The 23928-nt window shown below is 42.1% G+C and carries 27 protein-coding genes; 10 read left to right on the top strand and 17 right to left on the bottom strand.

What is annotated here, in order from left to right; translation table 11 throughout:
* Positions 1 to 91: 91 nt before the first annotated feature.
* Complete coding sequence (locus tag IM485_RS09295; protein ID WP_287742592.1) at positions 92 to 643, bottom strand: PEP-CTERM sorting domain-containing protein; 552 nt, start codon at positions 641 to 643, stop codon at positions 92 to 94.
* 371 nt (positions 644 to 1014) lie between these two features.
* On the opposite strand from IM485_RS09295, the gene IM485_RS09290 reads away from it, so the two are divergent.
* From IM485_RS09290 to IM485_RS09275, 4 genes are all read left to right on the top strand, one after another.
* Positions 1015 to 1236, top strand: a complete 222-nt coding sequence (locus tag IM485_RS09290; protein ID WP_104396873.1) for a hypothetical protein — start codon at positions 1015 to 1017, stop codon at positions 1234 to 1236.
* A complete protein-coding gene (locus IM485_RS09285; protein ID WP_104396874.1) occupies positions 1226 to 1633 on the top strand; it encodes a PIN domain-containing protein in 408 nt (135 codons plus the stop codon). The genes IM485_RS09290 and IM485_RS09285 overlap by 11 nt, the downstream gene beginning before the upstream one ends.
* A 259-nt stretch (positions 1634 to 1892) precedes the next feature.
* On the top strand, positions 1893 to 2783 hold the full coding sequence (crtR, locus tag IM485_RS09280; RefSeq protein ID WP_104396875.1) for a beta-carotene hydroxylase: 891 nt from the start codon (positions 1893 to 1895) through the stop codon (positions 2781 to 2783).
* 122 nt (positions 2784 to 2905) lie between these two features.
* Positions 2906 to 3223 (top strand): hypothetical protein, encoded by a 318-nt coding sequence (locus IM485_RS09275; protein WP_002782546.1) that lies wholly within the window; start codon positions 2906 to 2908, stop codon positions 3221 to 3223.
* Here IM485_RS09275 and IM485_RS09270 read toward each other — a convergent pair whose 3' ends face one another.
* From IM485_RS09270 to murQ, 9 genes are all read right to left on the bottom strand, one after another.
* Positions 3224 to 3778, bottom strand: a complete 555-nt coding sequence (locus IM485_RS09270; RefSeq protein WP_104396876.1) for a hypothetical protein — start codon at positions 3776 to 3778, stop codon at positions 3224 to 3226.
* 138 nt (positions 3779 to 3916) lie between these two features.
* The gene (xth, locus tag IM485_RS09265) at positions 3917 to 4717 is read right to left on the bottom strand and encodes an exodeoxyribonuclease III (protein ID WP_287742587.1); all 801 of its coding nucleotides are present in this window, start codon (positions 4715 to 4717) and stop codon (positions 3917 to 3919) included.
* A 22-nt stretch (positions 4718 to 4739) separates the two neighbouring features.
* A complete protein-coding gene (locus IM485_RS09260) occupies positions 4740 to 5324 on the bottom strand; it encodes a chromophore lyase CpcT/CpeT (RefSeq protein WP_287742580.1) in 585 nt (194 codons plus the stop codon).
* Between the two features lie 99 nt (positions 5325 to 5423).
* Positions 5424 to 5882, bottom strand: coding sequence for a 50S ribosomal protein L9 (gene rplI, locus IM485_RS09255; RefSeq protein WP_002737358.1), 459 nt, complete (start codon positions 5880 to 5882; stop codon positions 5424 to 5426).
* 69 nt (positions 5883 to 5951) lie between these two features.
* Entirely contained in the window at positions 5952 to 6290 is a 339-nt protein-coding gene (locus tag IM485_RS09250) for a ssr2422 family thylakoid membrane protein (RefSeq protein WP_287742577.1), read from the bottom strand.
* A gap of 94 nt (positions 6291 to 6384) precedes the next feature.
* Positions 6385 to 6963: an esterase/lipase family protein gene (locus IM485_RS09245; RefSeq protein ID WP_046662998.1), complete on the bottom strand. Its 579-nt coding sequence runs from the start codon at positions 6961 to 6963 to the stop codon at positions 6385 to 6387.
* A 109-nt stretch (positions 6964 to 7072) separates the two neighbouring features.
* Entirely contained in the window at positions 7073 to 7438 is a 366-nt protein-coding gene (locus tag IM485_RS09240; protein WP_287657242.1) for a DUF4164 domain-containing protein, read from the bottom strand.
* A gap of 180 nt (positions 7439 to 7618) precedes the next feature.
* Positions 7619 to 9109 carry a site-2 protease family protein gene (locus IM485_RS09235; RefSeq protein WP_287742575.1) on the bottom strand — a complete coding sequence of 497 codons (1491 nt, stop codon included), beginning with the start codon at positions 9107 to 9109 and terminating at the stop codon, positions 7619 to 7621.
* Positions 9110 to 9136: 27 nt separating this feature from the next.
* Positions 9137 to 10057, bottom strand: coding sequence for an N-acetylmuramic acid 6-phosphate etherase (gene murQ / locus IM485_RS09230; RefSeq protein WP_287742573.1), 921 nt, complete (start codon positions 10055 to 10057; stop codon positions 9137 to 9139).
* A gap of 195 nt (positions 10058 to 10252) precedes the next feature.
* Here murQ and rplU point away from each other — a divergent pair, with 195 nt between their 5' ends.
* From rplU to IM485_RS09215, 3 genes are all read left to right on the top strand, one after another.
* Positions 10253 to 10642 (top strand): 50S ribosomal protein L21, encoded by a 390-nt coding sequence (gene rplU / locus IM485_RS09225; protein ID WP_002785944.1) that lies wholly within the window; start codon positions 10253 to 10255, stop codon positions 10640 to 10642.
* Positions 10643 to 10676: 34 nt separating this feature from the next.
* Positions 10677 to 10946 (top strand): 50S ribosomal protein L27, encoded by a 270-nt coding sequence (gene rpmA, locus IM485_RS09220; RefSeq protein WP_002744094.1) that lies wholly within the window; start codon positions 10677 to 10679, stop codon positions 10944 to 10946.
* Between the two features lie 147 nt (positions 10947 to 11093).
* Entirely contained in the window at positions 11094 to 12026 is a 933-nt protein-coding gene (locus IM485_RS09215; protein ID WP_287742571.1) for a phytanoyl-CoA dioxygenase family protein, read from the top strand.
* Between the two features lie 232 nt (positions 12027 to 12258).
* Here IM485_RS09215 and accA read toward each other — a convergent pair whose 3' ends face one another.
* The gene (accA, locus tag IM485_RS09210) at positions 12259 to 13248 is read right to left on the bottom strand and encodes an acetyl-CoA carboxylase carboxyl transferase subunit alpha (RefSeq protein WP_002737858.1); all 990 of its coding nucleotides are present in this window, start codon (positions 13246 to 13248) and stop codon (positions 12259 to 12261) included.
* 174 nt (positions 13249 to 13422) lie between these two features.
* Between accA and IM485_RS09205 the strand changes: the two genes are divergently transcribed.
* Entirely contained in the window at positions 13423 to 14370 is a 948-nt protein-coding gene (locus tag IM485_RS09205; RefSeq protein WP_287742569.1) for a fused MFS/spermidine synthase, read from the top strand.
* 264 nt (positions 14371 to 14634) lie between these two features.
* Here the strand turns inward: IM485_RS09205 and recJ are convergent, their stop codons facing one another.
* The 5 genes from recJ to IM485_RS09180 all read right to left on the bottom strand — a co-directional run bounded on the left by recJ (position 14635) and on the right by IM485_RS09180 (position 21453).
* Positions 14635 to 16917 (bottom strand): single-stranded-DNA-specific exonuclease RecJ, encoded by a 2283-nt coding sequence (gene recJ, locus IM485_RS09200; protein ID WP_287742566.1) that lies wholly within the window; start codon positions 16915 to 16917, stop codon positions 14635 to 14637.
* Positions 16918 to 17193: 276 nt separating this feature from the next.
* On the bottom strand, positions 17194 to 17448 hold the full coding sequence (locus IM485_RS09195; protein ID WP_046662990.1) for a MoaD/ThiS family protein: 255 nt from the start codon (positions 17446 to 17448) through the stop codon (positions 17194 to 17196).
* Positions 17449 to 17467: 19 nt separating this feature from the next.
* On the bottom strand, positions 17468 to 20491 hold the full coding sequence (gene sbcC, locus IM485_RS09190) for an exonuclease subunit SbcC (protein WP_104396887.1): 3024 nt from the start codon (positions 20489 to 20491) through the stop codon (positions 17468 to 17470).
* Positions 20492 to 20776: 285 nt separating this feature from the next.
* Positions 20777 to 21226: a type II toxin-antitoxin system VapC family toxin gene (locus IM485_RS09185; RefSeq protein ID WP_104396888.1), complete on the bottom strand. Its 450-nt coding sequence runs from the start codon at positions 21224 to 21226 to the stop codon at positions 20777 to 20779.
* Complete coding sequence (locus IM485_RS09180) at positions 21226 to 21453, bottom strand: hypothetical protein (RefSeq protein WP_004163204.1); 228 nt, start codon at positions 21451 to 21453, stop codon at positions 21226 to 21228. Before IM485_RS09180 ends, IM485_RS09185 begins: the two co-directional genes overlap by 1 nt.
* Positions 21454 to 21661: 208 nt before the next feature.
* Between IM485_RS09180 and IM485_RS09175 the strand changes: the two genes are divergently transcribed.
* On the top strand, positions 21662 to 22000 hold the full coding sequence (locus IM485_RS09175) for a rhodanese-like domain-containing protein (protein WP_002760272.1): 339 nt from the start codon (positions 21662 to 21664) through the stop codon (positions 21998 to 22000).
* Positions 22001 to 22380: 380 nt separating this feature from the next.
* A complete protein-coding gene (hrcA, locus tag IM485_RS09170; RefSeq protein WP_287742559.1) occupies positions 22381 to 23457 on the top strand; it encodes a heat-inducible transcriptional repressor HrcA in 1077 nt (358 codons plus the stop codon).
* Here hrcA and IM485_RS09165 read toward each other — a convergent pair.
* On the bottom strand, positions 23444 to 23737 hold the full coding sequence (locus tag IM485_RS09165; RefSeq protein WP_002760270.1) for a hypothetical protein: 294 nt from the start codon (positions 23735 to 23737) through the stop codon (positions 23444 to 23446). The two genes, hrcA and IM485_RS09165, sit on opposite strands and share 14 nt — an antisense overlap.
* Between the last annotated feature and the right edge of the window lie 191 nt (positions 23738 to 23928).

Here is a 23928-nt window from a genome sequence, read left to right as displayed (position 1 = left end):
GATCGATCTCTCGATGCTAATAAAAGACTAAAACGGGCTGCCACAATCGCACAACCCGTTCCCAATCAATTTAATTTTTAGTCGGTCAAAATTACCCTTCCAGTTTCCGGCCTTTGCACAATAAACCCACCCCGGCAACGGAGAGTAAACCGAGAACCGTCGCTGGTTCGGGAACGGTGGTAGGAGCGGCGGGAGAGTAGGTTAGGGTTGTACTATTGACATCGACGACACCACTGAGTGCAGCTCCTGATCCCTGGACATTGAATAGACTCCCGAAGTTGCCAGGGGAAAAATTTAGAGTAAAAGCTCCGCCAATACTCAGAGCGCCAAATGAACTCGCGGTAATCACCCCGCCACTGACCGTAAAACTATTACCGAATACAGTAGTAAAATTCGCCAGAACATCAAAGGGGAGTGTGTAGCCCAGAGCGGCGGGAGCGGAAGTCACGATCAGCGAAGTGGCGGCCAAATTTGTTCCATCTCCGTCTGGTAGGGTGAGCGTCCCCTGTACGGTTCCAGAGACCGGACCGGTTACGTTGCCGAAGGAAAAGTTAAAAGTTGCGGCGCTGGCAACTGGTGCGAGGGTGGCGGTGGCTACCGTGGCGAGGGCGACGGAATAACAAAGGGAACTTTTGAGTGGCATAGAATACATTGTTTAGCTAAATTCCCACGCATTCTACCCCCCCCCCCGATTTTGTCAAGGTTGTTGCTATTTATATTTATTATGCTTCATCTAGCTATTGATTACTCGATTCGGGATTTAGGGCGATCTGCCAAGAGAGCGGCGAAGGGGTGCGCTTTTCTGGGGTGCGGGGGGTTATAGTTCCCATCATCAAAGAAATACTCTAGCCGCCGATCGCTCTTTTCATTGGCCAAAGACAAACAAAATAACTAGCATTAAAATAGTTATAGTCTCCGTTTCGGTGTTCCCGTTGTCCCAGTTCCCCTGATAGGATTTAATCGCTCGCCTAACTCTAGAGCTAAAGTAGAGATAGGGTTTAATTGGAGTCATGTATGGAAGCGATCGAATTTAGGACGGTTATTCATAAGGGTCAGGTGAGCGTTCCCCCCCGATATTCTTCTCGATGGGAAGGTAAGATGATGCGGGTGATTGTTTTGGATGACTCGGAAATCGTCCCCGAACCGAGCCAGAAAACTGAAAAAACGATGTTCGAGGCGATTTCTTTAAATACACGGGGATTTAGATTCGATCGGGACGAGGCTAATGCCCGATAAAGTTTTTATCGATACTAATGTCTTAATTTACGCGTATTCTGAGGATGAGCCTGATAAACGACAGCGAGCGATTGATTGTGTTCGATCGGGTGAGGCTTGGATTAGTACACAGGTTTTAAATGAAACGATAAATGTATTAAAACGGAAATTTTCCCTAAGCTATTCGCAAATTCGAGACGCTGTACAAGAGATTTCTAAGGGATTCCCAATCATCCTCGTTTCTGTTAATACGATAGAGATAGCATTGAATCTAGCGGAACGTTATCAATATAGTTACTTTGATAGTTTAATACTGGCCAGCGCTCTGGAAGCGGGCTGTCAAATTCTGTACAGTGAAGATTTACAAGATGGTCAGCAAATCGAGAATCAATTGACGATCGTTAATCCCTTTGGTTAATCGTGCGATCGCTCCTTCTCAAGCCGAGTCTCTAGCCGAATTTTTTAATCGTTTAAGTGCGAAACTGGCGTTAAGCGCCCGTGATTTTCTCTTGTAGCCTCGCTTTCCCTCGGGGACTGAGGGGGGAAGACCATATAACAAATCCTTACTTTCTTCATAACTTTAGATTAATTAAGATAATGTTACAAAACTTTATGAAAAAGCCGTAGTATGATGATTTACGCCAGTAAAGCGAACACAATAAGGAGCAACACCCATAATGCAGTCGGCCGAGATGTTGCTGACAGTCCCCAAAGAGTATTTAAAAGCACCGGGGGGCTTCAACCCAAACGTTACCATGTTTTTCAGTGCCTTGAGCCTAATAACCCTATCTACCTGTGGCTATTGGCTATGGTCCTGGCCGGACTGGATTTGTTTTAGTGCTAATGTCCTCGCTTTACATTTATCGGGGACAGTTATCCACGATGCCTCTCATAATTCTGCCCATAGTAATCGGCTATTTAATGCTATTTTAGGTCATGGTAGTGCTTTAATGCTCGGTTTTGCCTTTCCGGTCTTCACTAGAGTCCATTTACAGCACCATGCTCACGTTAACGATCCCGAAAATGATCCAGATCATTTTGTCTCCACTGGCGGCCCTTTGTGGATGATTGCGGCCAGATTTTTTTATCACGAGATTTTCTTTTTTAAGCGGCAACTCTGGCGGAAATACGAACTGCTGGAATGGTTCCTCAGTCGTCTTTTTGTGGCTACCATAGTTATCGTCGCCTGTCAATACGGTTTTATCAGCTATGTGATGAATTTTTGGTTTGTTCCCGCTTTAGTGGTGGGAATTGCCCTCGGTTTATTTTTCGATTATCTCCCCCATCGTCCTTTCCAAGAGCGCAATCGTTGGAAAAATGCCCGCGTTTACCCCAGTCCCCTGTTAAATCTGCTGATTTTAGGGCAGAATTATCATCTCGTGCATCATCTCTGGCCGTCGATTCCCTGGTACAAATACCAACCGGCATACTATGCCACTAAACCGCTTTTAGACGCAAAAGAGTGTGAACAGTCTTTAGGTTTACTGCAAGGTAAGAATTTCTGGAGTTTCCTCTACGATGTCTTTTTGGGGATTCGCTTTCACTCCCATTCTTCTAAAACTTCTTGATCTCACTTATCGTAATGGTGAGGTACAAACTTTTCATTTTGGGAAGTCGGTGGTCGATTTTATGAGAAACTCTGTATCTGTACTGGTTTCGTTGTCAACTTGATTTTTTGAAGGAGGATTTTATGGGTCAGCATTGGGGAAAAGCCTTAATTTTAACAACAACTTTCTTGACAATTAACATCGATTATGCTAGGTCTTTAACCTTTGGTGAGGCCGTGGGTATTGGAGCGGGGGCCTTGTTAATCAACCGGGCGGTACAGGATAATAGACAACGTTATCGATTTGTGCCACCAGAGCAAGAATTTCAGCGCGGACTAGAGGACGGGTTTAACTTTGCCCGCTATGATAATCCGCGCAATTCCAGAGACTACGATGACGGTTTTATCGAGGGAAGAAGACGGCGGGAGTCGGGTTGGTCCAGTCCCAACCGGAGAGGTTGATTATTTTTTTGGTCTGCGTCCCACTTCGGCGGTTTCTTGAATGGAAAATATCCTCAATTTGCCGTCGATGGGAGCGACTTTAGCCACCGCTGCCGATGCCACTATATAGTTATCACCCTCGGTGTTGGTAATATTGACTACCCGCTCGCGAGTGATAATCGCCATCTCGTTATTAGCAAGAATATCCACGTCCCAATTCTCAGAAAGAACCTCTATACTTTTAATATTTTTGTAGGATTCCTCTAAAAATATTTTATGTTCCGTGATGCCATCTAACTCAAAAATTTCGGTACTAGCATCGGTTTTAATGGTCAATTGCGAGGAAATAAACGGGGCATAGTGTTTGAGGATTAGGGCGATATTTTTATCTTTAATAGCGGTTTCAATGTCTTGAATCATTGCTTTAATTTCCGCTTCCTTGATTGTTTGTCCCCCATCGCGATTACTCGATTGTTTCACCGGCACTATCGAGGGATTAGCGTGGACAAAAGGGGGGGAGATGCTGGGGAGAAGGGATAAACCGAGCAATAGAACAATTAATTGGGGAGAACGCATAATTTAATAAACTTGGTAAATTCAACCCGAATCATAGCATTTTCTCGTTACCGAATAAATCCTCAAGCTGAAAGTCCCCGGTTAGGGAAGCTAACAGAGCAAAATTCTGGCTGTGCAAAGTCTAGGCTGATCCTTTAGCTATTTTTGGCTTGATATTTCCAGAATAACAGGGGTATGATCGCTAGGTTTTTCTTGTTTCCTGGGTTCTCGATCAATCAGACAATTAACGGCTTTTTCGTATAGCTGAGGAGTTAAATAAAGATGATCAATTCGCCAACCTCGGTTACGAGCAAAACCACCGCTGCGATAATCCCACCAACTATAATGTCCTGGTGCCGAGGTGAATTTTCTAAAGGCATCTTGTAAGCCAATTTCTAAGACCTTTTCTAAAGCTTCTCTTTCCTTAGCTGAAGACATAATATGATTTTCTTTGCCTTTGGGATCATAAATATCTTTATCTTCTAAGGCAATATTAAAATCACCACAGATACATAATTCTTCAGGTTGAGAATTAATAACTTTATCTAGATATTTCCTGAGAGTTTCTAACCATTTAAGCTTATAAATATATTTATCACTATCTAGGGAAGAACCGTTAGGAACGTAGAGATTAATAATCCGAATATCGCCGATTACTCCAGTAATTAAACGTTTCTGTTCGTCGAGTTCTCCCGTTAAATTTTCTCCGATAATGGGACTAAATCCCACAGTGATATCGTCCATGGGTTTCTGGCTAAAAATCGCTACACCATTATAGGCTTTTTGTCCAGAAATATAGAGATGATAACCCAAAGATTCAAAAGCTTCTCTGGGAAAATCTTGATCGATTACCTTGGTTTCTTGCAAGCATAAAACCTCAACGGGATTGAGTTGTAACCAGTTAATTACCTGTTCTTGTCGGCTGCGAATCGAGTTGACATTCCATGTGGCGATTTTCATAGCTAAAAACCAAGAATTTTTCTCACACTTCCTCAGCAAAACTGGTGCGACGCACAAACTCAAAGGGACCGGCGATCGAACCCCAGACTAATTGATCGGTTTCGGGATCTAAACCGCGATCAACGCTAATTAATCCCCGTTCACTAATTTCAAAACTATTATCTAAATAAGTCATTTTATCTTTGCGAAAGACTAAACATTGTTTCCCCGGTTTCACCATCCCTTTAAAACTGTTACCTGTCCAAGTTACATTCATATCACAACCCGCCATCGGTTCTAATAGTTCTAAGCTGAGATTTTTGAGACGCTGGGGTTCTCTAGAAGCACCAAAAAAGTTAGCTTCCTCTTTAACTTTAAAGTTTTCTAGTTCAATATGGTCATCGACTACCGATAATTTAAATACTCGTAAACGATAGGGAGTATTGAGCATAAAATCGTAGGCCTGCTCTAAAAATAAACTGGTTCCCTTCAGTAATTCATCGGGTAAAGGACGCATACACACGCGAATATGGGCAAAAAAAGGCGGATTAGCAAAAGCTTGTTCTTGATTACTAAAATCCGCCGCCATCCAGCGTGCTAGGGTTTTTATATCCGTAGAATGAGTCATAATTTTTGATATTTTAATGGCTATTAGCTATCAGCGATCAGCTAGTTAATCGCTCTGATAAATTTTCACTGATTACTGATAACTATGCCCCGACAATTTTTATTGTGCAATTACTTTAATTTCGATATCGGCACTAACTTCGGGATGGAGTTTGACTTGTACTTTATAGACTCCCAATTGACCGATATCGGGAACGGTAATACCACGGCGATCAATTTCTAATTTGGCATTTTCTAGAATAACCGTAGCCACATCTTGACTGGTGACAGTACCGAAAATCGCCTCGTTTTCACCCACCTGTTTAGGGATGGTGTAGGGACTGAGTTTTTCGATCGCAGTTTTTCTGGTTTCCGCTTCTTGTTTTTCGGCGAGGAGACGTTGACGCTCTTTTTCTTTCCTAAATTCTGCCTGTTTAATCGCGCCTTTGGTGGCTAAAACGGCCACACCTTGGGGAATAAGGTAATTGCGGGCATAACCGGGTGCCACTTCCACCACATCGCCATTTTCACCTAATTTGCTGACTTTTTGATTGAGGATAACCTGCATTCGTTTCGCCATGATCTTGACCTAAAACAATAGTTCCAAAACCTTTATCATACCATGCAATCGTCAAGTGTTGATCACAAGTTAGTTATTGCCGGCGGCGATGATTTGGGTTAATAGGGGACCGATTGCCTGAAAGGCCGAGGGTAAAACCGCTACGGTGGCGGCTGCGATAATAATTGTCGTGGCTAATCTCAGCACTTTCTCGGAGGCTTTTTCGTAGGTGTCAAATTTATAGTCGAGCTTGTCTAATCTTTGGTCTATTTCCTGAAAGCGTTGGTCTATTTCCTCAAAACGTTGGTCTATCGCCTCAAAACGTTGATTTACTGCTGTTTGGAAGCTTTTCAGTTCGTTGAGAACATCGGTTAGGGTGGGTTCTTGAGTGGACATGGTGACACCTTGGGGAATTTGATCGCCTAGCACAATTATAACCCTAAGTCAAGCTTTTTTGATGATAATTAACGTTTTTATTGGTCATATTTTGACCTTGTTCCAGTGTTGGAGACAACCAGTATTTCTATTCTAATAAGGTCTCTTTAATTGTTGTTAAAACTTTGCTATCTTTGACCATCCAAGCATGAAGCAATACGGGAATCGAAATTTCTTTGCCCACCGATAAACGGGAACTATGGGCGGGAAATATCATTAAATCGTAGGGAGTCCAGATAATTGTGGTTTTAATTTTATTTAAAATTTGTTGACAATCTTGATTTAAATCCTCTAGAAATTGACTCCCTGGCTGCATTTGTCTAATCCCATCTAAGGGTAAACTATATGCGGTTAAAGTGCCTCGATTCGGGGCAGAAATATTTAGGTAACGTTGCACTCTTGCCACCCCTCCTAATCTTTGCAGGTAGTAGCGGGTAATTAATCCTCCCATACTAAACCCAATCAGATCTACTTTCTGCTCTTTAGCAAAGTTTTTCTCGATATAATTCTCCACCTGACTGGCTAAAACTTCTAACTTTTCGTAACCATGATTGGGAATTAGGTTAAAACTATGCACCTGCCAACCATGATAGTTTAAATACTCGCTCATCGGTTTAAAAACAGCAGTAGTGTCCAGAAAACCATGCACCAAAACAACGGGATTCATAGATGAGGTTTTATCCTTAAATTCTGAATCTATTCTAACGGATGATCGGGGTAATGAGCGAAAAATTTTTGGGAAGAGCCTATCTACTAGGTACGGCTACCGGCAACTTCTAAGGATTAGGGAAAAAACCAAAAAGTTTAGCGGCACCTCCTAAAATAGCGACTACCAATGCTATCAGAATCCCTCGATTGGTGAATTCCTGATAGGCAACCCTTGCAGTTAATCCATTGATTTTTTCGTCTAAAGCTTTAATATCTCCCTTGAGTTCGGCCTGTCCTATTTCTACTTTAGTTAACCGGTCTTCTATCTTGTCAAATCTCTCATCAATACGTTTTTCCAGAGAGTCGATTTTCTCGTCAATACGTTTTTCCAGAGAGTCGATTTTCTCGTCAAGGCGTTTTTCCAGAGAGTCGATTTTCCCCTCAATCCTTGTCAGGACAGCTTCTAGGGAATAAGTGACAGTTTCGTTAGACATTTTGAGCAACTCCAAAAGTCAAATCTTCAGGGGTAAATGCTGGAGGCTATATCTTACCGAAAAATCAGGGGTCTATAGGCGGAAACGGATTCCCATTATAATAAAATTATAAGTCAAGACTTGAGTTTTTGTCAAGCTTTTTTTTGACGGCAATCAATGGCAAGAATTTCGGGGAAGTATTTAGCCACCGATGCCTAAACGTCCCGCTAAACTAGGGCTTAAAGGAATCAGAGTCGCTAACATTAAAAAGAGCAGTAATAAACCCCAACCAGCGCGGTTGTCATCGGGTTCGGTCAACTCGTTTAAACTAGGTCTTTCCAACTCTCTTTGTAAAAAAGCGACTAAAATTGTCCAATAGAGAGGAATGGGATTGCTAGAATTAACTAAGGAAATAATGCCCAAAATAACCAAAGTGGCCACAGTGGTACGGCGGGCAATTTTGCGGCCATAAATAGCCTGAACAATTCTGCCACCATCTAACTGTCCGGCGGGCAGTAAATTAAGGGCAGTAATCACCAATCCTAACCAACCAATAACAGTTAAAGGATGCACGGAGATAACGGCATTTTGTAACTCGTCACCTAAAACTATCCGCGCTAAAAAACTCACTAAAATTGAACTTTGGAAAAAGGTACTAGGGATTTGAAAAAGGCTGGCAGAATTAGATAAAGTCAGTCCAACAATTAACAAGATTAAAGAAACCAAACCTCCCAAAGCAGGACCAGCAAAAGCTATATCAAATAGGACACTGCGGTTAGGTAATAAAGATTCAAAACGAGTAATCGCCCCAAAAGAACCAATCTGCCAAGTGGGAAGAAAATAGGGTAAACTGAGACGAACATTATGGCGTTTAGCGATAATTAGATGACCAATTTCGTGGGCAATTAATACCGACCATAAACCCAAACTGAGGGGAATTGCTTCTCGATATCTCTGCCAATTACTAAACAAATCAAAACCTAATAAAATTCCAGCCGCTTCTAAGCTAGTGACAATGGTGGCGACTAACAAAACTAAAGAGAGATTTTTTTGAGCAAGAGTTGCAGGACTAGGATCGTTAGTTTTGGGGAGGATAATTACCACAGGTTTTTCCTCGGTTCCTTCCACCAAAAATAAACGATATTTATCACCAAAATGATTACTTAATTTCTGGGTTAAGCGAGAGTGAACGCTATCTGGTTCTCCCCGTAAATTGCCTTTAAAAATTGCCCCTTCCTGAAAAGAGATAGTCTCGGTGGCAAAAAAAGTATCTATCCCAAAAATGCTCTGAATAACTTTTAAATCCTCTTCGGGAATTGGCATCACATCGGGTACAATTGCTGTCACCGCTGCCGGGGTTTCTAGAGGAGTAACGGACTGGCTAACTGCCAGGTTAACTTTCGGTTCAATTATTTGATTGGTTTTCAGTAAGCGTAAACGGTTGCCCAAATAAATATAGATAATGGTGGAAGCAACCAGTAAAAAGAGAATTACCGCTAGATTGAGATAAATTCCCGCCGCAAATAGCCCGAAAAAAATTAACCAAGGAGCGATTAGTACCAAGGATTGTAACCAAGGTAAAATTCCCAGTTGGCCGTAGGGTTTAGCTCGATAAAAACTCCAAGTCAAGATAGCACCAGCGACGAGGAAAATAACAGCGACCGCAGCAATTTCCGAAGAAATATTAACCATAGGAAAGTCAAAATCAATAGGTTTTTATCAATCAATTTGATTATAAGCTTGCAGGGCGGCCCGTAATTGCCCTCGATGCTTTTGTAACAATTCTTGTCCTGCCGCCGCCGAAAGTCCCGTTTTCTGCATTAACAAAGCCAGTTTAACCCGGCGGCCACTTTTTTCCAGTAAAATTGCCGCTTCCTCACGACTAATATCGCTAAGGTTACAGATAATCCGCAGGGCGCGGTCATGGAGTTTATGATTAGTAACAGCCACATCGACCATCTGGTTGCCGTAAACCTTGCCTAACATTACCATTGTCCCTGTGGAAAGGATATTTAAAGCCATTTTCGTCACCGTTCCCGCTTTCAGACGGGTGGAGCCGGCCAGAAGTTCTGGTCCGGTCAATAAGCGGATATCCACATCCACCGCGATCTCCACTTGTTCGGCGGGGACACAACTAATGGCAATCGTTGTCGCACCTCGCTGTTTTGCCGCCTGTAAAGCCCCATGAACGTAGGGGGTAGTACCCCCAGCGGTAATCCCCACTACCACGTCTAATTCGTGAATTTCTCGCTGGGCAATAATCGCCGCCCCATCTTCCGCTTTATCCTCCAAATCTTCGGAACTACGCACCAGCGCCGCCGCTCCACCGGCAATAATTCCCTGTACCAATTCCGGGGGAGTGCAGAAGGTGGGAGGACATTCGGCCGCGTCCAAAACCCCCAGCCGGCCACTGGTTCCTGCTCCAATGTAAAAGAGTCTGCCACCTTTAGCCAGAGCTTGACCGGTCAGGGAGATCGCCCGAGCCAATTCTTGCCGGGCCATGGCGATCGCTTTTAGGGTTTGGGCATCCTCGCGATTGAAGAGATCCACCAATTCGAGCGGGTTTAATTGGTCTAAATTTAGGCTGTTTGGGTTAATTTGTTCGGTTAACAGGTGTCCTCTGCTTTCCCACTGTTCCATAACGGTTTAATTGAGCTTTTCGTAAGATTATTTTCAGTATATAGCCAATCGGTGGGTAAAAAGCTTGACAATTGCACCCTAGATATTAGATAATAGTAAATTGTGTCAATTCCTGCTCGGATCAGGTGAGGACATTAGCACAAAAGCTGGAATTTTTTTCAGCTACCTGTACGGCAAAACGAGCGCAGAAAATTCATGAGTTACGCAATTATTGAGACCGGTGGCAAACAGATTCGGGTAGAACCCGGTCGCTATTACGATATAGAACTTCTTCCCGTCGATGAACAAAGTACCCATACCATCGACAAAGTGCTATTAATCCATGATGAGGATGATATTAGCATCGGTCAACCCTTTATCGAAGGGGCCACCGTGGAAGGGACTGTCATGCAACATCGTCGGGGCAAAAAAGTTATTGTCTATAAAATGCGCCCGAAAAAGAAAACCCGTAAAAAACGCGGTCATCGTCAAGAAATTACCCGTTTTATGATTGATTCAATCAATTATAACGGTAAGACCCTAGTCGCCACTGCTGCTACCTCCGGTGCTGAAGTTGTGGAAGATAGTAGCGATGAAGAAGAATAACTTTTAGAATCAAAAAAGCATTTGGAGAGAAATTATGGCTCATAAGAAAGGTACGGGTAGTACCCGCAACGGACGCGATTCTCGTTCCCAACGCCTAGGCGTTAAGCGCTACGGTGGTCAAGTGGTAAAAGCGGGAAATATTCTCATCCGTCAACGGGGTACTAAAGTTCACCCGGGTAAAAATGTTGGTCGTGGTGGCGATGATACTTTATTCGCTTTAATTGATGGTGTGGTCAAATTTGAATACAAGGATAAAAGTCGCCGTCAAGTTAGCGTTTATCCCGCTGAAGTTAGCGCTAGTTAATCCCATCAACTCTGATTAATTTTTTCCCTGTAACCTCCTAACTCATCCTAGGGGGTTTTTTCAGATAATTTATATCTGTTGACAGGGTAGATCGAGCGCTCATAGATTAAAATAGTCCGAAAGTAGCTCGGAAAAGATGAACTGAGTATGATTCTTAAAATTGCCGATATCTTAAAAAATTTGCCCTGGTCTTTCGATTCTACTGCCGAATTACCCTGGTTAGATCGCTCGCAAGCCGAAAAATCCCTGCAAAAAGCTCGTCAACAACGGCGAATTTCCGAACGAGAATATCAACTCCTTGACCATTGGCGAGAATTGGGTTATTGTATTGTCAAAGATTTAATTCCCGCAACGGCGATCGATAATTTAGTAGCAGAATTAGCCGATTTATTTTTCCTAGAATCGGCTATCCCTGGATTAAGAATTGAAGGCATTCAAGCAGAAAATCTACCGGCGAGTTTAAGTCACGAGCAAGTTTTAGCCCTAGATATGGAGCAAAGAAAAGCCTTAGTTAATTCTATTTGGCGACTCCATGCCTTTCATGAGATTTCCCCCGCTGCTCGAGCAATTTTTGACAATCAAAATCTGAGAGATTTAGTTAATTTAATTATTGGCAAATCCTGCGAACCGAGATATTCCATCAACTTTCTGCACGGTACAGAGCAGGGGTTGCATGAGGATATGGCAGTTTTTTATGTTCATCCTGCTAATCATTTAGTCGGTGTTTGGATTGCCTTGGAAGATATTTCCGCCGATGCTGGCCCACTAATTTTTTATCCTAAATCTCATAAAAATATCAAAGTAACTGACTTTTTTCCAGACTATCCCGCCGTCAATCTTAAAAATATTACTGCCGCTCAAATTCCCCAATACCAAGATTATGTTAACCATCGCGCTCAGAATTATGATTGTCAATCATTTACTGCTAAAAAAGGAGAGATTCTTCTCTGGCACGGAATGTTAATTCATGGTGGGGGGAAGATTAATAATAACCTGCTAACCCGTAAATCGATGGTAATTCATTTTATTGCCGAGGGTGGCGATTACAACGATCGGGCTTTGGGGCCTTTTAATTGGTAAGATTAATGTACCAATAATAACTCGGAAATAATCGGACTAATTAGGGCTGGCTGAATAAAGGTAAAATATAGACGAGGTAAGGGGTTTGGGGCTTTTTTGCGAAGCAGGTCCAAGATTTTGAAAGTAGGGGCGAAGCATTGGGGCAATAACCTATCGCTGAAACCGTAGATTTCCTATCCGAATGCTTCTACTTTTTAAACAGAATTTGCCGTAACTGATCACTGCTCACTGATTAAGCTGTAGCCTCTAAAAATACGCCTAAATTGCGGAATTTTTGATAACGAGATTCGCGCCGTTGTTGGGGAGTTAACAAAGATAAAGTCTCTAAATTTTCACTAATAGCGGCTTTTAAATTGGCTGCCGCTTTAATCGGATCAGCATGGGCCCCTCTGGAGGGTTCAGGAACGATCTGATCGATAATATTTAACTCTTTTAAATCTTTCGAGGTAATTTTGAGGGCAACTGCTGCTTTATCGGATTTTTTGGCATCTTTCCAGAGAATGGCGGCACAAGCTTCGGGAGTCGCCACAGTATAGACAGAATGCTCTAACATTAATAGGCGATCGCCGACCCCAATGCCCAAAGCGCCGCCGGAACCACCTTCGCCAATAACAGTACAAATGATCGGCACATCTAAACGGAACATCTCCCGAAGATTATAGGCGATCGCTTCTCCTTGACCTAATTTTTCCGCTTCCACCCCCGCCCAGGCGCCGGGGGTGTCAATAAAGGTTAAAATTGGCTGATTAAACTGATGGGCGTGTTCCATTAAACGCATGGCTTTACGATAACCCCCGGGGGCAGCCATGCCGAAATTTCTAGCCACATTATCCTTAGTATCCCGGCCTTTTTGATGTCCGATAATCACCACGGGACGACCGTTAAAACGGGCAACACCCCCCACAAGGGCGGGATCGTCGTAACCACCGCGATCCCCGTGTAACTCGAACCATTCATCGGTGATGGCTTGAATATAGTCTAGGGTACTGGGGCGCCGGGGATGACGGGCTAATTGTAGCCTTTGGGAAGGGGTGAGATTGCTAAAAATTTCGCGACGTAATTGATTAGCTCGTTCGTCTAGTTGACTAATTTGTTCCGAGACATCTACGCTATTTTCTTGGGCTAATTCTTTAATCTGTTCGATGCGGGATTCTAATTCGTAAAGGGGTTTCTCAAAATCTAGGAGAAAAATCTTTTTCTCGGTAGTCTCGTTTTTAGTCATAGGTTAGTGGCTAGAAGTTTACTTGAAGCTAATCTTTTCTAGCTTACCGTTTTTCAGCGATCGATTATCGGCAGCTTCGGGATTACCTGGAGATAATTTCAGGTTAACGATCTAAATCTGTCAATTGTCGTATAATAGTAGATCGTGCCTTTTTCACCCCAAGGAGGATTAGTTATGGCAGGAAGTGAACTAAAAGCGGATCTATGGGTTAACGAATATATTACCCCCTGGGACATTTATAGTCATGGGGTTTCCCAGATTTTAGCCTACAAAAAAACCGCTTTTCAGGAGATGTATATTGTTGAATCGGGGGCCTATGGAAAAGCCTTGGTACTGGATGGCAAATGGCAATCCTGTACGGGGGATGAATTTATTTATCATGAAGCATTAGTGCAACCGGCAATGATTGCCCACCAAGAAGCAAAAACTGCTTTAATTCTGGGGGGTGGTGAAGGTGCGACAACGCGGGAGTTATTGCGTTGGAAAACAATCGAAAAAGTGATGATGATCGATATCGATGGGGATGTGGTGGCAGCTTGTAAGGAACATCTTCCCGAAATGCACCAAGGCACTTTTGATGATCCTCGTTTTCAGTTAGTTGTCGCTGATGCTTTAGAGGTTTTAGACACCACTAATGATAAATGGGATATTATTATTTCTGATCTGGTTGATCCCATCGGAGAGGGTCCTTCTTTCCCCCTATTCACGAAAGAATACTTTGAAAAACTACAAAGAGTTTTGGCCGAAAATGGCATTGTTGTTGTCCAATCTGGCCCGGTTTCTCCTCCTTCGGTGATGTATCATGCGCGTTTGGTGAATACTTTAAAAGCAGTTTTTCCCTACGTTCATTCCTATTGCGCTCCTACTCCTAGTTATGGTTCCCCTTGGGGTTTTACTCTCTGTGCTAATCATCCTTTAAATACTCGTCCCGATCCCGATGTGGTGGATGAATTAATCAGCGATACAACTACGGGAGGATTACGTTTAATTGATGGCATGACTTTGCTCGGAATATTACAAACTCCTCTCTATATTCGTCAAGCAATCGCACAAAATACGGAAGTTTATACCCTAGCAAAACCCCCGAAATTCTTCGGTCAAGGAGTAATCAGTAATCAGTAATCAGTTATCAGTTATCAGTTATCAGGAGTCAGGAGTCAGGAGTCAGGAGATAGGGTGATAGGGTGATAGGGATTTAGGGGTTTAGGGGTTTAGGGGTTTAGGGAAATTTCAGCCAAATGCTCCATTTACCCATTTCCCCATTTCCCCATTTCCCCATTTCCCCATTTCCCCATTTCCCCATTTCCCCATTTCATAATTCATAATTCATAATTCATAATTCATAATTCCCACCCCCCACCAACAAACTTTTTTAGCAAACCCTAATTAGAAATCGATCGAGTCTTCATGATTAAGAATTGTTTGCAGAATTTCTAGGGGAACAGTAGCAAAGTATTGCTGGAGAAAGTTCTCTAGGTCCACCGCTTCTAGAAATTGCTCAATCTTATTAATTTTCGCCTCATGATTGACTAATTCAAAGGATAAATCTTCTTGATTTTTCTTGACTTTAAAGCCATTTTCTGCTAGAGAAATTAATCCTAATTCTAGGGTATAATAACTGAGGTTTAAGCGATTTTGTAATTGTTGATGGGAAATACTGGTTTTAGTTCTAGCTAAATATTTCCCAATGCCAACAAGGTTTATCCATGGAGTGTGAGCGGATTTTTTTAAAGGACTAGCATAGGCAAGAACTAACTTTTTGTCGCGTAAAATTGCCTGTTGATATTCCCTGGAAAGTTTTGTCCAATCCCGGGGACATTCCAGGAGAAAAAGGGGATTTAATTGGTTAACTTCTTGACTAATTTCTCGATGGCGATTGTCGATTAAAAAATCTTTTTTATTGCTATAGGTTAGGGATTGTTGTTGATAAGTTTGCAGGGCAATTAAGCGCACTTCATAGCGATTTTTGTAGGTATTAAAATCTAATTCAACTACGGCATCATAACGGGTATCGGCAGCAATTTCGTCTTTGTGATGACCCCACCACATACCGGGGAAACCCTGCTCGATTGAACTATCCCAGATCTCAAAAGTTGTCCGGGGATAAGCGATTTTTTTGCCTTTGAAATCCTCAAGATTTTTATGCCAAAGATTTTGAAAATAACAATTTTGAACTAATAGCTTCGGTGTCGGATTACCCATCCCGCAGGGTTCCAGTAATTTTAATTCTCTAAATAGATTTTTTCCCAATTGGGAAACCGTCACCACCGCATCCACTTCTATCTGGGAAGAAAGGGAAGTTAAATCAATTCCTGTGCGTCGCAACTGTTGATTAATTCCCTCAATAAATAGGGGTAAATTTTCTATGGTTAAACTTAAACCTGCGGCCAAAGGATGACCACCAAAACGATGTAAAAGATGGGATTGAGAGGATACTAATTGATAGAGATCGATCTCGCGAATTGACCGAGCGGAACCCTTAGCAAAAGGTGGTTCACTGGTACTTAATAAAATTGTTGGTCGCTGGTATTCTTGGGCAATTTGTCCCGCAACTAATCCTAAAATTCCCGCTGGCCATTGGGGATCATCTAAAATAATTACATTAGTGGTGGAAAGATCAATTCTCTCTAGTTTTTTCTGAACTTGTTTAATAATATCCCGTTGGATTTCTTGGCGACGAATATTGGCTAATTCCGCTTGTTCAGCTAATTCGTGACAACGTTTTTCATCTTCACTGGTAAGTAATTCCACACAAAATCTAGCATCGCCATAAATGCGACTGACGGCATTAATTCGCGGTCCAATACCGAAGGATATATCCATCGGTCTATCTCCGGTTTTGTTACATAAATCGAGTAATTTTTTAACTCCCAAACGCTGAGTGTTTTGGAGTTTTTGAATACCTTTTTGGGCTAAATAACGACATTCTCCCGTCAATTTGACTAAATCGGCAATTAAACCAATCGCAACTAAATCCAGTAAATTTTCTAGGGGTTTTCTGGGAATATCTGGCAGGGTTATATACATCGCTTCCACTAATTTATAAGCAACAGCAACCCCAGAAAGATAATAGAAAGGATGGGTTTCCACAAAGTAGCGGGGATTAATCAGGGCAATCACCTCGGGGCGCTCGTCGGGTAGGGTATGATGATCGGTGATGATAATATCGATGCCTAGACTGTTTGCATAGTCAATTTCGGCGATATTCGTGCTTCCCGTGTCACAGGTGACGATTAAACTGGTTCCTTGACGCGCTAGTTTCTCGATACCAGGAGAATTGAGGCCGTGGGATTCTTTTTGGCGATCGGGTATGTAATAATCTAACTGTTGATAGGGTGGGAAAAACTGCCCCAATCCTTCCCAGAGGACACTGGTAGCGGTGACACCATCGGCATCAAAATCACCCCAAATAGTCACTTTTTCGCCTTTATTTAGGGCTTTTTCCAGTCTTTTGACGGCGAAGTTCATTTCTTGCCCAAAATCAAAGGGAGTTTTTGACTGATAAGCTTTCTCATCCAGAAACGTCCGCAGAGTCGCCCCATCCCGGACACCGCGATGCCATAATATTTGTGCCACGACGCTGCCATCCGACTCTGGGGTGTAGTCTTGGACTATTTTTAAAAACTCTTGGGGAAGAGCTACCGATGGGGGAATTTGCCAGTTAGACACGGGATATCAGGGAAAAAGTAAAAAAGGTGGCAGTTTTTGTGATTTTCCCTATCTCCATTTAGGGCTTGCTGAACAAATGTGAAATGTAGGCAAGGTAAGGGTTTTGTGGCTTTTCTCGCGAAACAGGTGCAAGATTTTGAGAGAATCGTGCTTCAAAACCTTGCGTCTTCATCAGCCCGCGTCCTGTAGGGGCGAAGCATTCGGACAATAACCTATCGGTGAAACCGTAGATTTTCTATCCGAATGCTTCGCCCGTACTTTTTCAGCAAACCCCATTTAGCCACCACTAACGGGGGGAATTAGAACTATCTCATCGCCATTTTCGAGGATTTTCTCTCCCGAAACAAACTGAAGATTAACTCCAAAACGAGTAACATCGCGCCATCTTTCTAATTGAGGATAGGGGGCTATAATATAGTTTAACACTGCTGCCACGGAAGTGTGGGCAGGAAATTCGAGGTTTAATTGTGAAGTTTGATAGACTTCTTGATAAATAGCAAATAGTTTTACTGTAACCGTAATTTTTTCCATATTTACATCAATATTTTTCCTAGGATAATAACATCAATTGGGAACCCTGTTCGGTTTTGCGGACTTCGATGCGATGTTGAAAAGCTTCTTTAAATTGGGGCATATGAGTTACAGTCAAAATACAGGCAAAATCGGCGGATATAGCGTTAATTGCCGCGATTAAGCGCTCGCATCCTTCCGCATCCTGAGTTCCGAATCCTTCGTCAACAATGAGCATTTGTAGGGCTGTTCCGGCTCTTTGTGCCAATAATCTCGCTAAAGCTAATCGAATCGAGAAATTAATCCGAAAAGCTTCCCCTCCTGAATAGGTTTCGTAGGGACGGGATCCCCGGGTATCACCAATAATAATATCTAAAGTATCGATTGACTTTTGTTGCTGTTTCTTAGTACCTTTACCACTTTTTTGGGTTAAAAAATGCACATGAAATTGATTACCAGTTAAGCGAGCTAAAATATGATTAGTTTGGGCTTCTAACTCTGGTAAAACATTCTCAATCATCAGAGTTTGTAAACCATTTTTGCCGAAAGCTAGGGCTAACTCTTTATGAACTCTATATTGTTTTTTAACTTTAGCTAAATCGCTTTCTTTTTCTGTCAGTTGTTTACCTAAAGTTTCTAGTTGATGTAATTTCTCCTCAACCCGACCTTTTTGGGAGAGCAATCCATCAATTATCTGTCTTCGCTGTTGAATATTAGTCGATAAAGCAGCGATTTCTTGGCGATAGTCGGTCAAAGTCCCAATCTTTTGATTAATATTTGCTAACTCCTGATTTATCTTTTGGCGATCCTCATTTCGCAGCTGTAATCTTTGCTCAATGTCAGCGATTTTAGCGGCTATTTCTGGATAATTTTTTTCTGCTTGTTGCCAGTCTTGATACTGTAATCTTACCCCCTGTAATTGTCGGATCAGATTTTGAATATTCTGATGTTCACTGCGATCATAATTTAAGTTTTGAATAAGCTTTTCTAAGCGTTCAATTTCCTGTTTAATTGGGGAATTTTGACCTAGTTCTTGCTTCTCTTGTTCTAGTCTAGCTAATTGATTAATTAAATTAGGTTTCTCAGCCTTGATATTAGCTAAACGACGGTTTGCTTGCTTAAGTTCTGATTCTTGAATTTCTGCCCAACGCCATCTTTTTTCTTCTCCTCTGACTAAAGCATGACTTTGTTCATCATAGTTTAAGAAGGCGATTTCTTGATTGACAATTTGCAATTCTTGCTGTAGTTCTAAGGCATAATTACCACTGCTTAAAAGTGCTTCTAACTGGACGAGTATCTCCTCGGTTTTCTCTAGTTCTATTTCCTTTTCTTCAATAGTTTCTAACTTGACTTCCAACTGCACATATTTTTGTTGTAGATTCAATCTTGCTGGCAATTCTTGTTTAATTTGGGCTAATTCCTCCCCTAAACGTTTTAAATCTCGATCGCAGTCTGCCATCTGTTCCTGTAGGGACCAAATTTGCTCTTGAATTTGTTCTTGATGTTGATGGGTTTTCCTGATTACCTGATGACGGTGATGACTGTCTAAATTCTGTTCACATAAAGGACAAACCGAATCGGGAATATTCAATTTTTCCAATTTATCAGTTAACTCTAAAAGTTGTTCTTCATATCTTTTCTGTTGCTCCAATAAACTTTTTTTATCCACTTGTTTAACGGTTTCCTTTTCTTCCACTCGTTCACAATAGGTTTGTTTTTTGTCTAGTTCCTTAATCCGTTTGGCTAAATTGAGAGCCTCCTCTCTTAGTAGAGGAATACGAGCGATTTCTGTCTCTAATTGTTGCCGATTTCTTTGCAGTTGTTCCCGACGAGCATTAATCCTGGCTTTTTCCCGTTCCAACTGCATATTTAGATCAGCTTTTCGGCTATTTAAAGGAGCATATTTTAAAGCTAATCTATCCAATTCCTGAAGACGTTGACGATGATAATTTAACTTCTCCAATGCTGCTTGAATATCCCCCGCTTGCTCGATAATTTTTTGAGTTTCTTGTTCCTGTCTTCCCAATTCTTCTAAACGAGCGCTCGTTTGTTGGATGGGAAGGGTAAATTCGTTAATTTTTTGCTGTAATTTCTGTTCTAATTGTTGTTTATCATACTGGGCCTGTTGCCAAGCTTGCAATTGACTTGACAAACTTGCCTCTTTCTGGTCTAAATTGATTAGGCGCTCGTGTGCGGTAATAATGTCATTTTTGCGATGAAGAATAGTACTTATTTGATTTAATTGATTATCTAGACTAACTTTTTCCCGGTCTAATCTCTCGATTTCCGCTAATAAAGCTCGCTCCTGTTCTCGTTGCCACTGCAGCTGTTTTTCCCAATTCTGACGCTGATTTTCTTCCCCTTGCAGTTGCTGTAAACGCCGATTATTTACCTCTTGTTCTTGATTAATTTGGTTAATTTGGGTGCTTAACTCTTGCAGGTGTTCCCGATAAGAATTTTTCTCCTGAAGACGGAGTTTTATCGTTTCTACTTGCTGCTCGATCTGGAGGGACTGTCCATCAAATTGTTTCGATATTTCCTTGGCTTTATTTGCTAAAATTTCATAGCGATCAAGCTGTAATAATTCTGCTAAAATCTGTTTACGACCACTAGGAGGCTGTTTCATAAACTCGTCCGCTTGTCCCTGTCGTAAATAAGCAGAATTAATGAAAGTTTTATGGTCTATTTTTAGATAAGTATTAATCTGTGCTTGGGTATCTTTAATACTTTTACCCGATAAAGGACGAAAACTTTGATCATTAATCACCTGAAAATCTAAACCAGAAGCTTTTCCCCCCCGGTGACGACTACGGATAATTTTATAGATTTCTCCCCCATAACTAAACTCGAAATCTACCCGCGCATAATCGCTGCCCGCATGAATCACATCATCAGCAATCGAGACGCGACTTTCTCCCCAAATTGCCCAAGTAATTGCTTCGAGTAAAGAGGATTTTCCCGCACCATTGGCACCACAAATACAGGCAGTATGTAATCCGCGAAAATCTAGCACTGCCTCGCGATAACTGAGAAAATTTTTTAGGGTTAATTGTAGGGGAATCATAAGTTGGGGAGATGGTGAGTGGGGAAGTGGGGAGATGGGGAGATGGTGAGTGGGGAAGTGGGGAGATGGGGAGATGGTGAGTGGGGAAGTGGGGAGAATGCAGTATAAGTTAGAAATTAATCAGAGGATAAAAAACTGGGGAAAAGATAGCTTCAGCGCAATACATCTGGGTGAATCTATTCGGTATCAATAACTCCCTCCTGCAATAACCTCTGATCAAAGCTTAACTGAAATCCAGCCGGGGGCAAATGCGCTTTTTTCTGTTCCCCAGAATTCCCCTCACCATTAGGGATTAAGTAAGTCTTGCGGCTGAAGGATGATGATATTAGGAAGGGGAACAAAGTCATCAGGATTAAAGGTTAATAAATGAGTGATACTATGAGCTTTCATAACAGCCAGAAGCCTAATATCGTGAGTCCTTTTTCCCTTGATGTTATAGTCAGTGACTAATTGAAACCAAAGGGTAAATATCTCTGGCGTTTCTTCGAGGACAGTGAATCTGGTTAGAAATTGATTGATTTGATTTTTAGTTCTTTCAGGAGTCCAGCCTAACCCATTAACCTCAGTAGGACGGGTGGCAACTACCCAAAACTCAATGATAATTTGTGAGGTCAAGCAGCATTTATGTCCTTGCTCTATTAAGATATAGGTCGCATCTCTTGCTAAGGCATAATTAGCGGAAATTCGGTCACTCAGCCTCAGGAAAATATTGGTATCAAATAGATAGTTAGCCATCAGTCATAGATAGTTTCACGCCCTAAGGCTTCATCAGGTAATCCCGGGGTATCCTTGGGTTGACTTTCCAGAAATTTTAGCCAATCTTCTGCTTTTTCTTGGGAGGTCATCTCTTCAATTTTTGGCGAAGTTATCTGAGTTAGAAATTGGCTGAAGTTTAAGACTTCTTGTTGTTTTTCTAAAGGAAGTTTTCGCAAGTTTTCGATAACGGCTTGTTCAATATTCATCAAAATTCAGCTTGTCGATTAATCGGCGTACTAAAAAGCATCAATCTCTTCAATACCTGCCGTTTCCCCATTATATCACCCCCCGCTCTGGCACTGACCAAATCCCCCCACTTGGCTGCGATATTATTCCTACGCAAGTCCCTAACCGCTCAGGGTCCCTCGATTTGCTACTCTAAAGGAAAGATAACCGATTCTTAAAACCAAATCTATGAGCATTCCCGAAATTAGCGTCCATGAACTCGCTCTCCGTTTAGCCGATCATGATCCTAATTTACAACTTATTGATGTGCGCGAACCGGAGGAAGTTGCCATGGCATCTGTGGCCAATTTTACCATTTTACCCTTGAGTCAATACCAAGAATGGTCGCCCACTATTGCCAGCCAATTCAACCCCCAAGCGGAAACCCTCGTTATCTGTCACCATGGCATGAGATCCCTACAGATGTGCCAATGGCTACAAAGTCAGGGTTTTACCAATGTTAAAAATATTAACGGCGGCATTGATGCTTATTCCCTCCTCGTCGATCCTAATATTCCCCGTTACTAATTTTGATCGCCCCCATCGGGAAAAGAGCGGGGTAAACTATCCCCCTTCTCCCCATTGATTACGGTCCTTCGGTTTGTCTTCTGCAATGTCTGTCTCTATAAGGAATGAAACCCTTATAGAGACAGACATTGCCGCGATTTTTGTCAATTGTTTTTGATCTAGAGCGAACTAATCAATTAAATCTCTGGCCAGATAAGGATATAGTCGATTTATGCCACCCGATCGAACCATCCCAAGTAACGAAGAACCTTGATGACTGACTACTGATAACTGATTACTGATAACTGACTACTGATAACTGATTACTGATAACTGATAACTGAATAAGCGTTATACTGTCTAGAAAAATGTTATAAATCTTTTGTTAAGATTATTCCCCTATGTCCGCTAGAACCCATCTCAGCGATCGCTATCAACATATCTTAAAGGCGACAATCCAACATTATATCGCCACAGCCGAACCGGTTGGCTCGAAAACTCTGCTAGAGGAGTACAAATTTACTGTTAGTTCCGCCACGATTCGCAATGCTCTCGGTAAACTGGAAAAAGAAGGTTTACTCTATCAACCCCACACTTCCTCCGGACGCATTCCCTCCGATTGGGGTTATCGTCTCTACGTCGATGAGTTAATGACTCCCGATGACCGTATCGGCGAAAAAATCGGCTATTATCTGCATCAAAACGCTAAATCTCCCGCTTGGAGTCTCGAAAGTCTGCTGCAACGGGCCACCCAGTTTTTAGCTGGTTTAAGCGGTTATATCGCTATCGTTACCCTTCCCCACACCCTCACTAATACCCTGCGTCATCTGCAATTAATCCCCGTCTCGAACCGGCAGATTATGTTAATTATTGTTACAGATAGTTTACAAACACGCTCAGTTATGATAGAAATTCCTGAGTCTATGGCAACGGACAAGAAGGATGGATTAGCAGAAGAATTACAAATCCTGTCTAATTTTCTCGGGGAAAAATTAAAGGGTTATTGCTTGGCAGATTTAATTAACCTCGATTGGCAGCAAATCGAGCGAGAATTTACCCGTTATACCCATTTTCTCCAACAATTAAGCCAAGAAATCAGCGCTAGTCTCCAATCCACTGCCACCCCGGAGATTATCGTCCATGGTGTCGCTGAAGTCATTCGACAGCCAGAATTCGCCCAATGGCAACAAGTACAAATGTTACTGCATCTATTGGAAGCAGAACAGGATCGCCTTTTACCCCTGATTTTACAAAGACCAGAACTAGAAAAATCAGCTAAAAAAGTCAAAATCACCATTGGTTCCGAAAATCCTCTGGAATCCATGCGCCCTTGTACTCTTATCTCCGCTTTTTATAAACAGGGAGATACTCCCGTCGGTAGTGTCGGCATTATCGGACCGACGCGAATGTTATACGAAAATACTATTCCCCTAGTGGAATCCACCGCTAACTATCTCAGCGAGGCTATAAGTAAGTAGATATCCCCCGCAAAGGTTCGGGAATAGGACAATCGACAGTAAACTCTAAAATTGTCTCACCATCCCCCAAATAGCCAGAATTGGCAAAACAGAGCAACATCCGCACCAGCGCCACCCACACCTCTGCATCAAACTCCCAATCCTGTCCCCGACGCGCTCCACAGGCGATCGATTTTAGCGCCCAAAAATAACTATTTCTCACCACCGAACCGCCTTTTTTATAAACTGGCACATCTTCATGGTGAATATAAAGAATATCATCTTTAGCGATCGCTCTCATCGGTGGCTAGGAAAGTTATAGGAATTTTCAGCTTACCGTCTAGAGAATAACACCCTATAGGAAATTTTGGGCGCATCCCCTGCACCCCTACCATTTTTAATAACTTCTGTTGATCACCACAAATAGGAAATGTCGTCTTTCTAGTTGAGGCACAAAAAGCTATAATTCTACCTTAAACCCTCATTTTTTAT

The sequence above is a fragment of the Microcystis sp. M169S2 genome (assembly GCF_020245865.1).
Lineage (GTDB): Bacteria > Cyanobacteriota > Cyanobacteriia > Cyanobacteriales > Microcystaceae > Microcystis > Microcystis ichthyoblabe_A.
This window is presented reverse-complemented; position numbering and strand designations above follow the sequence as displayed.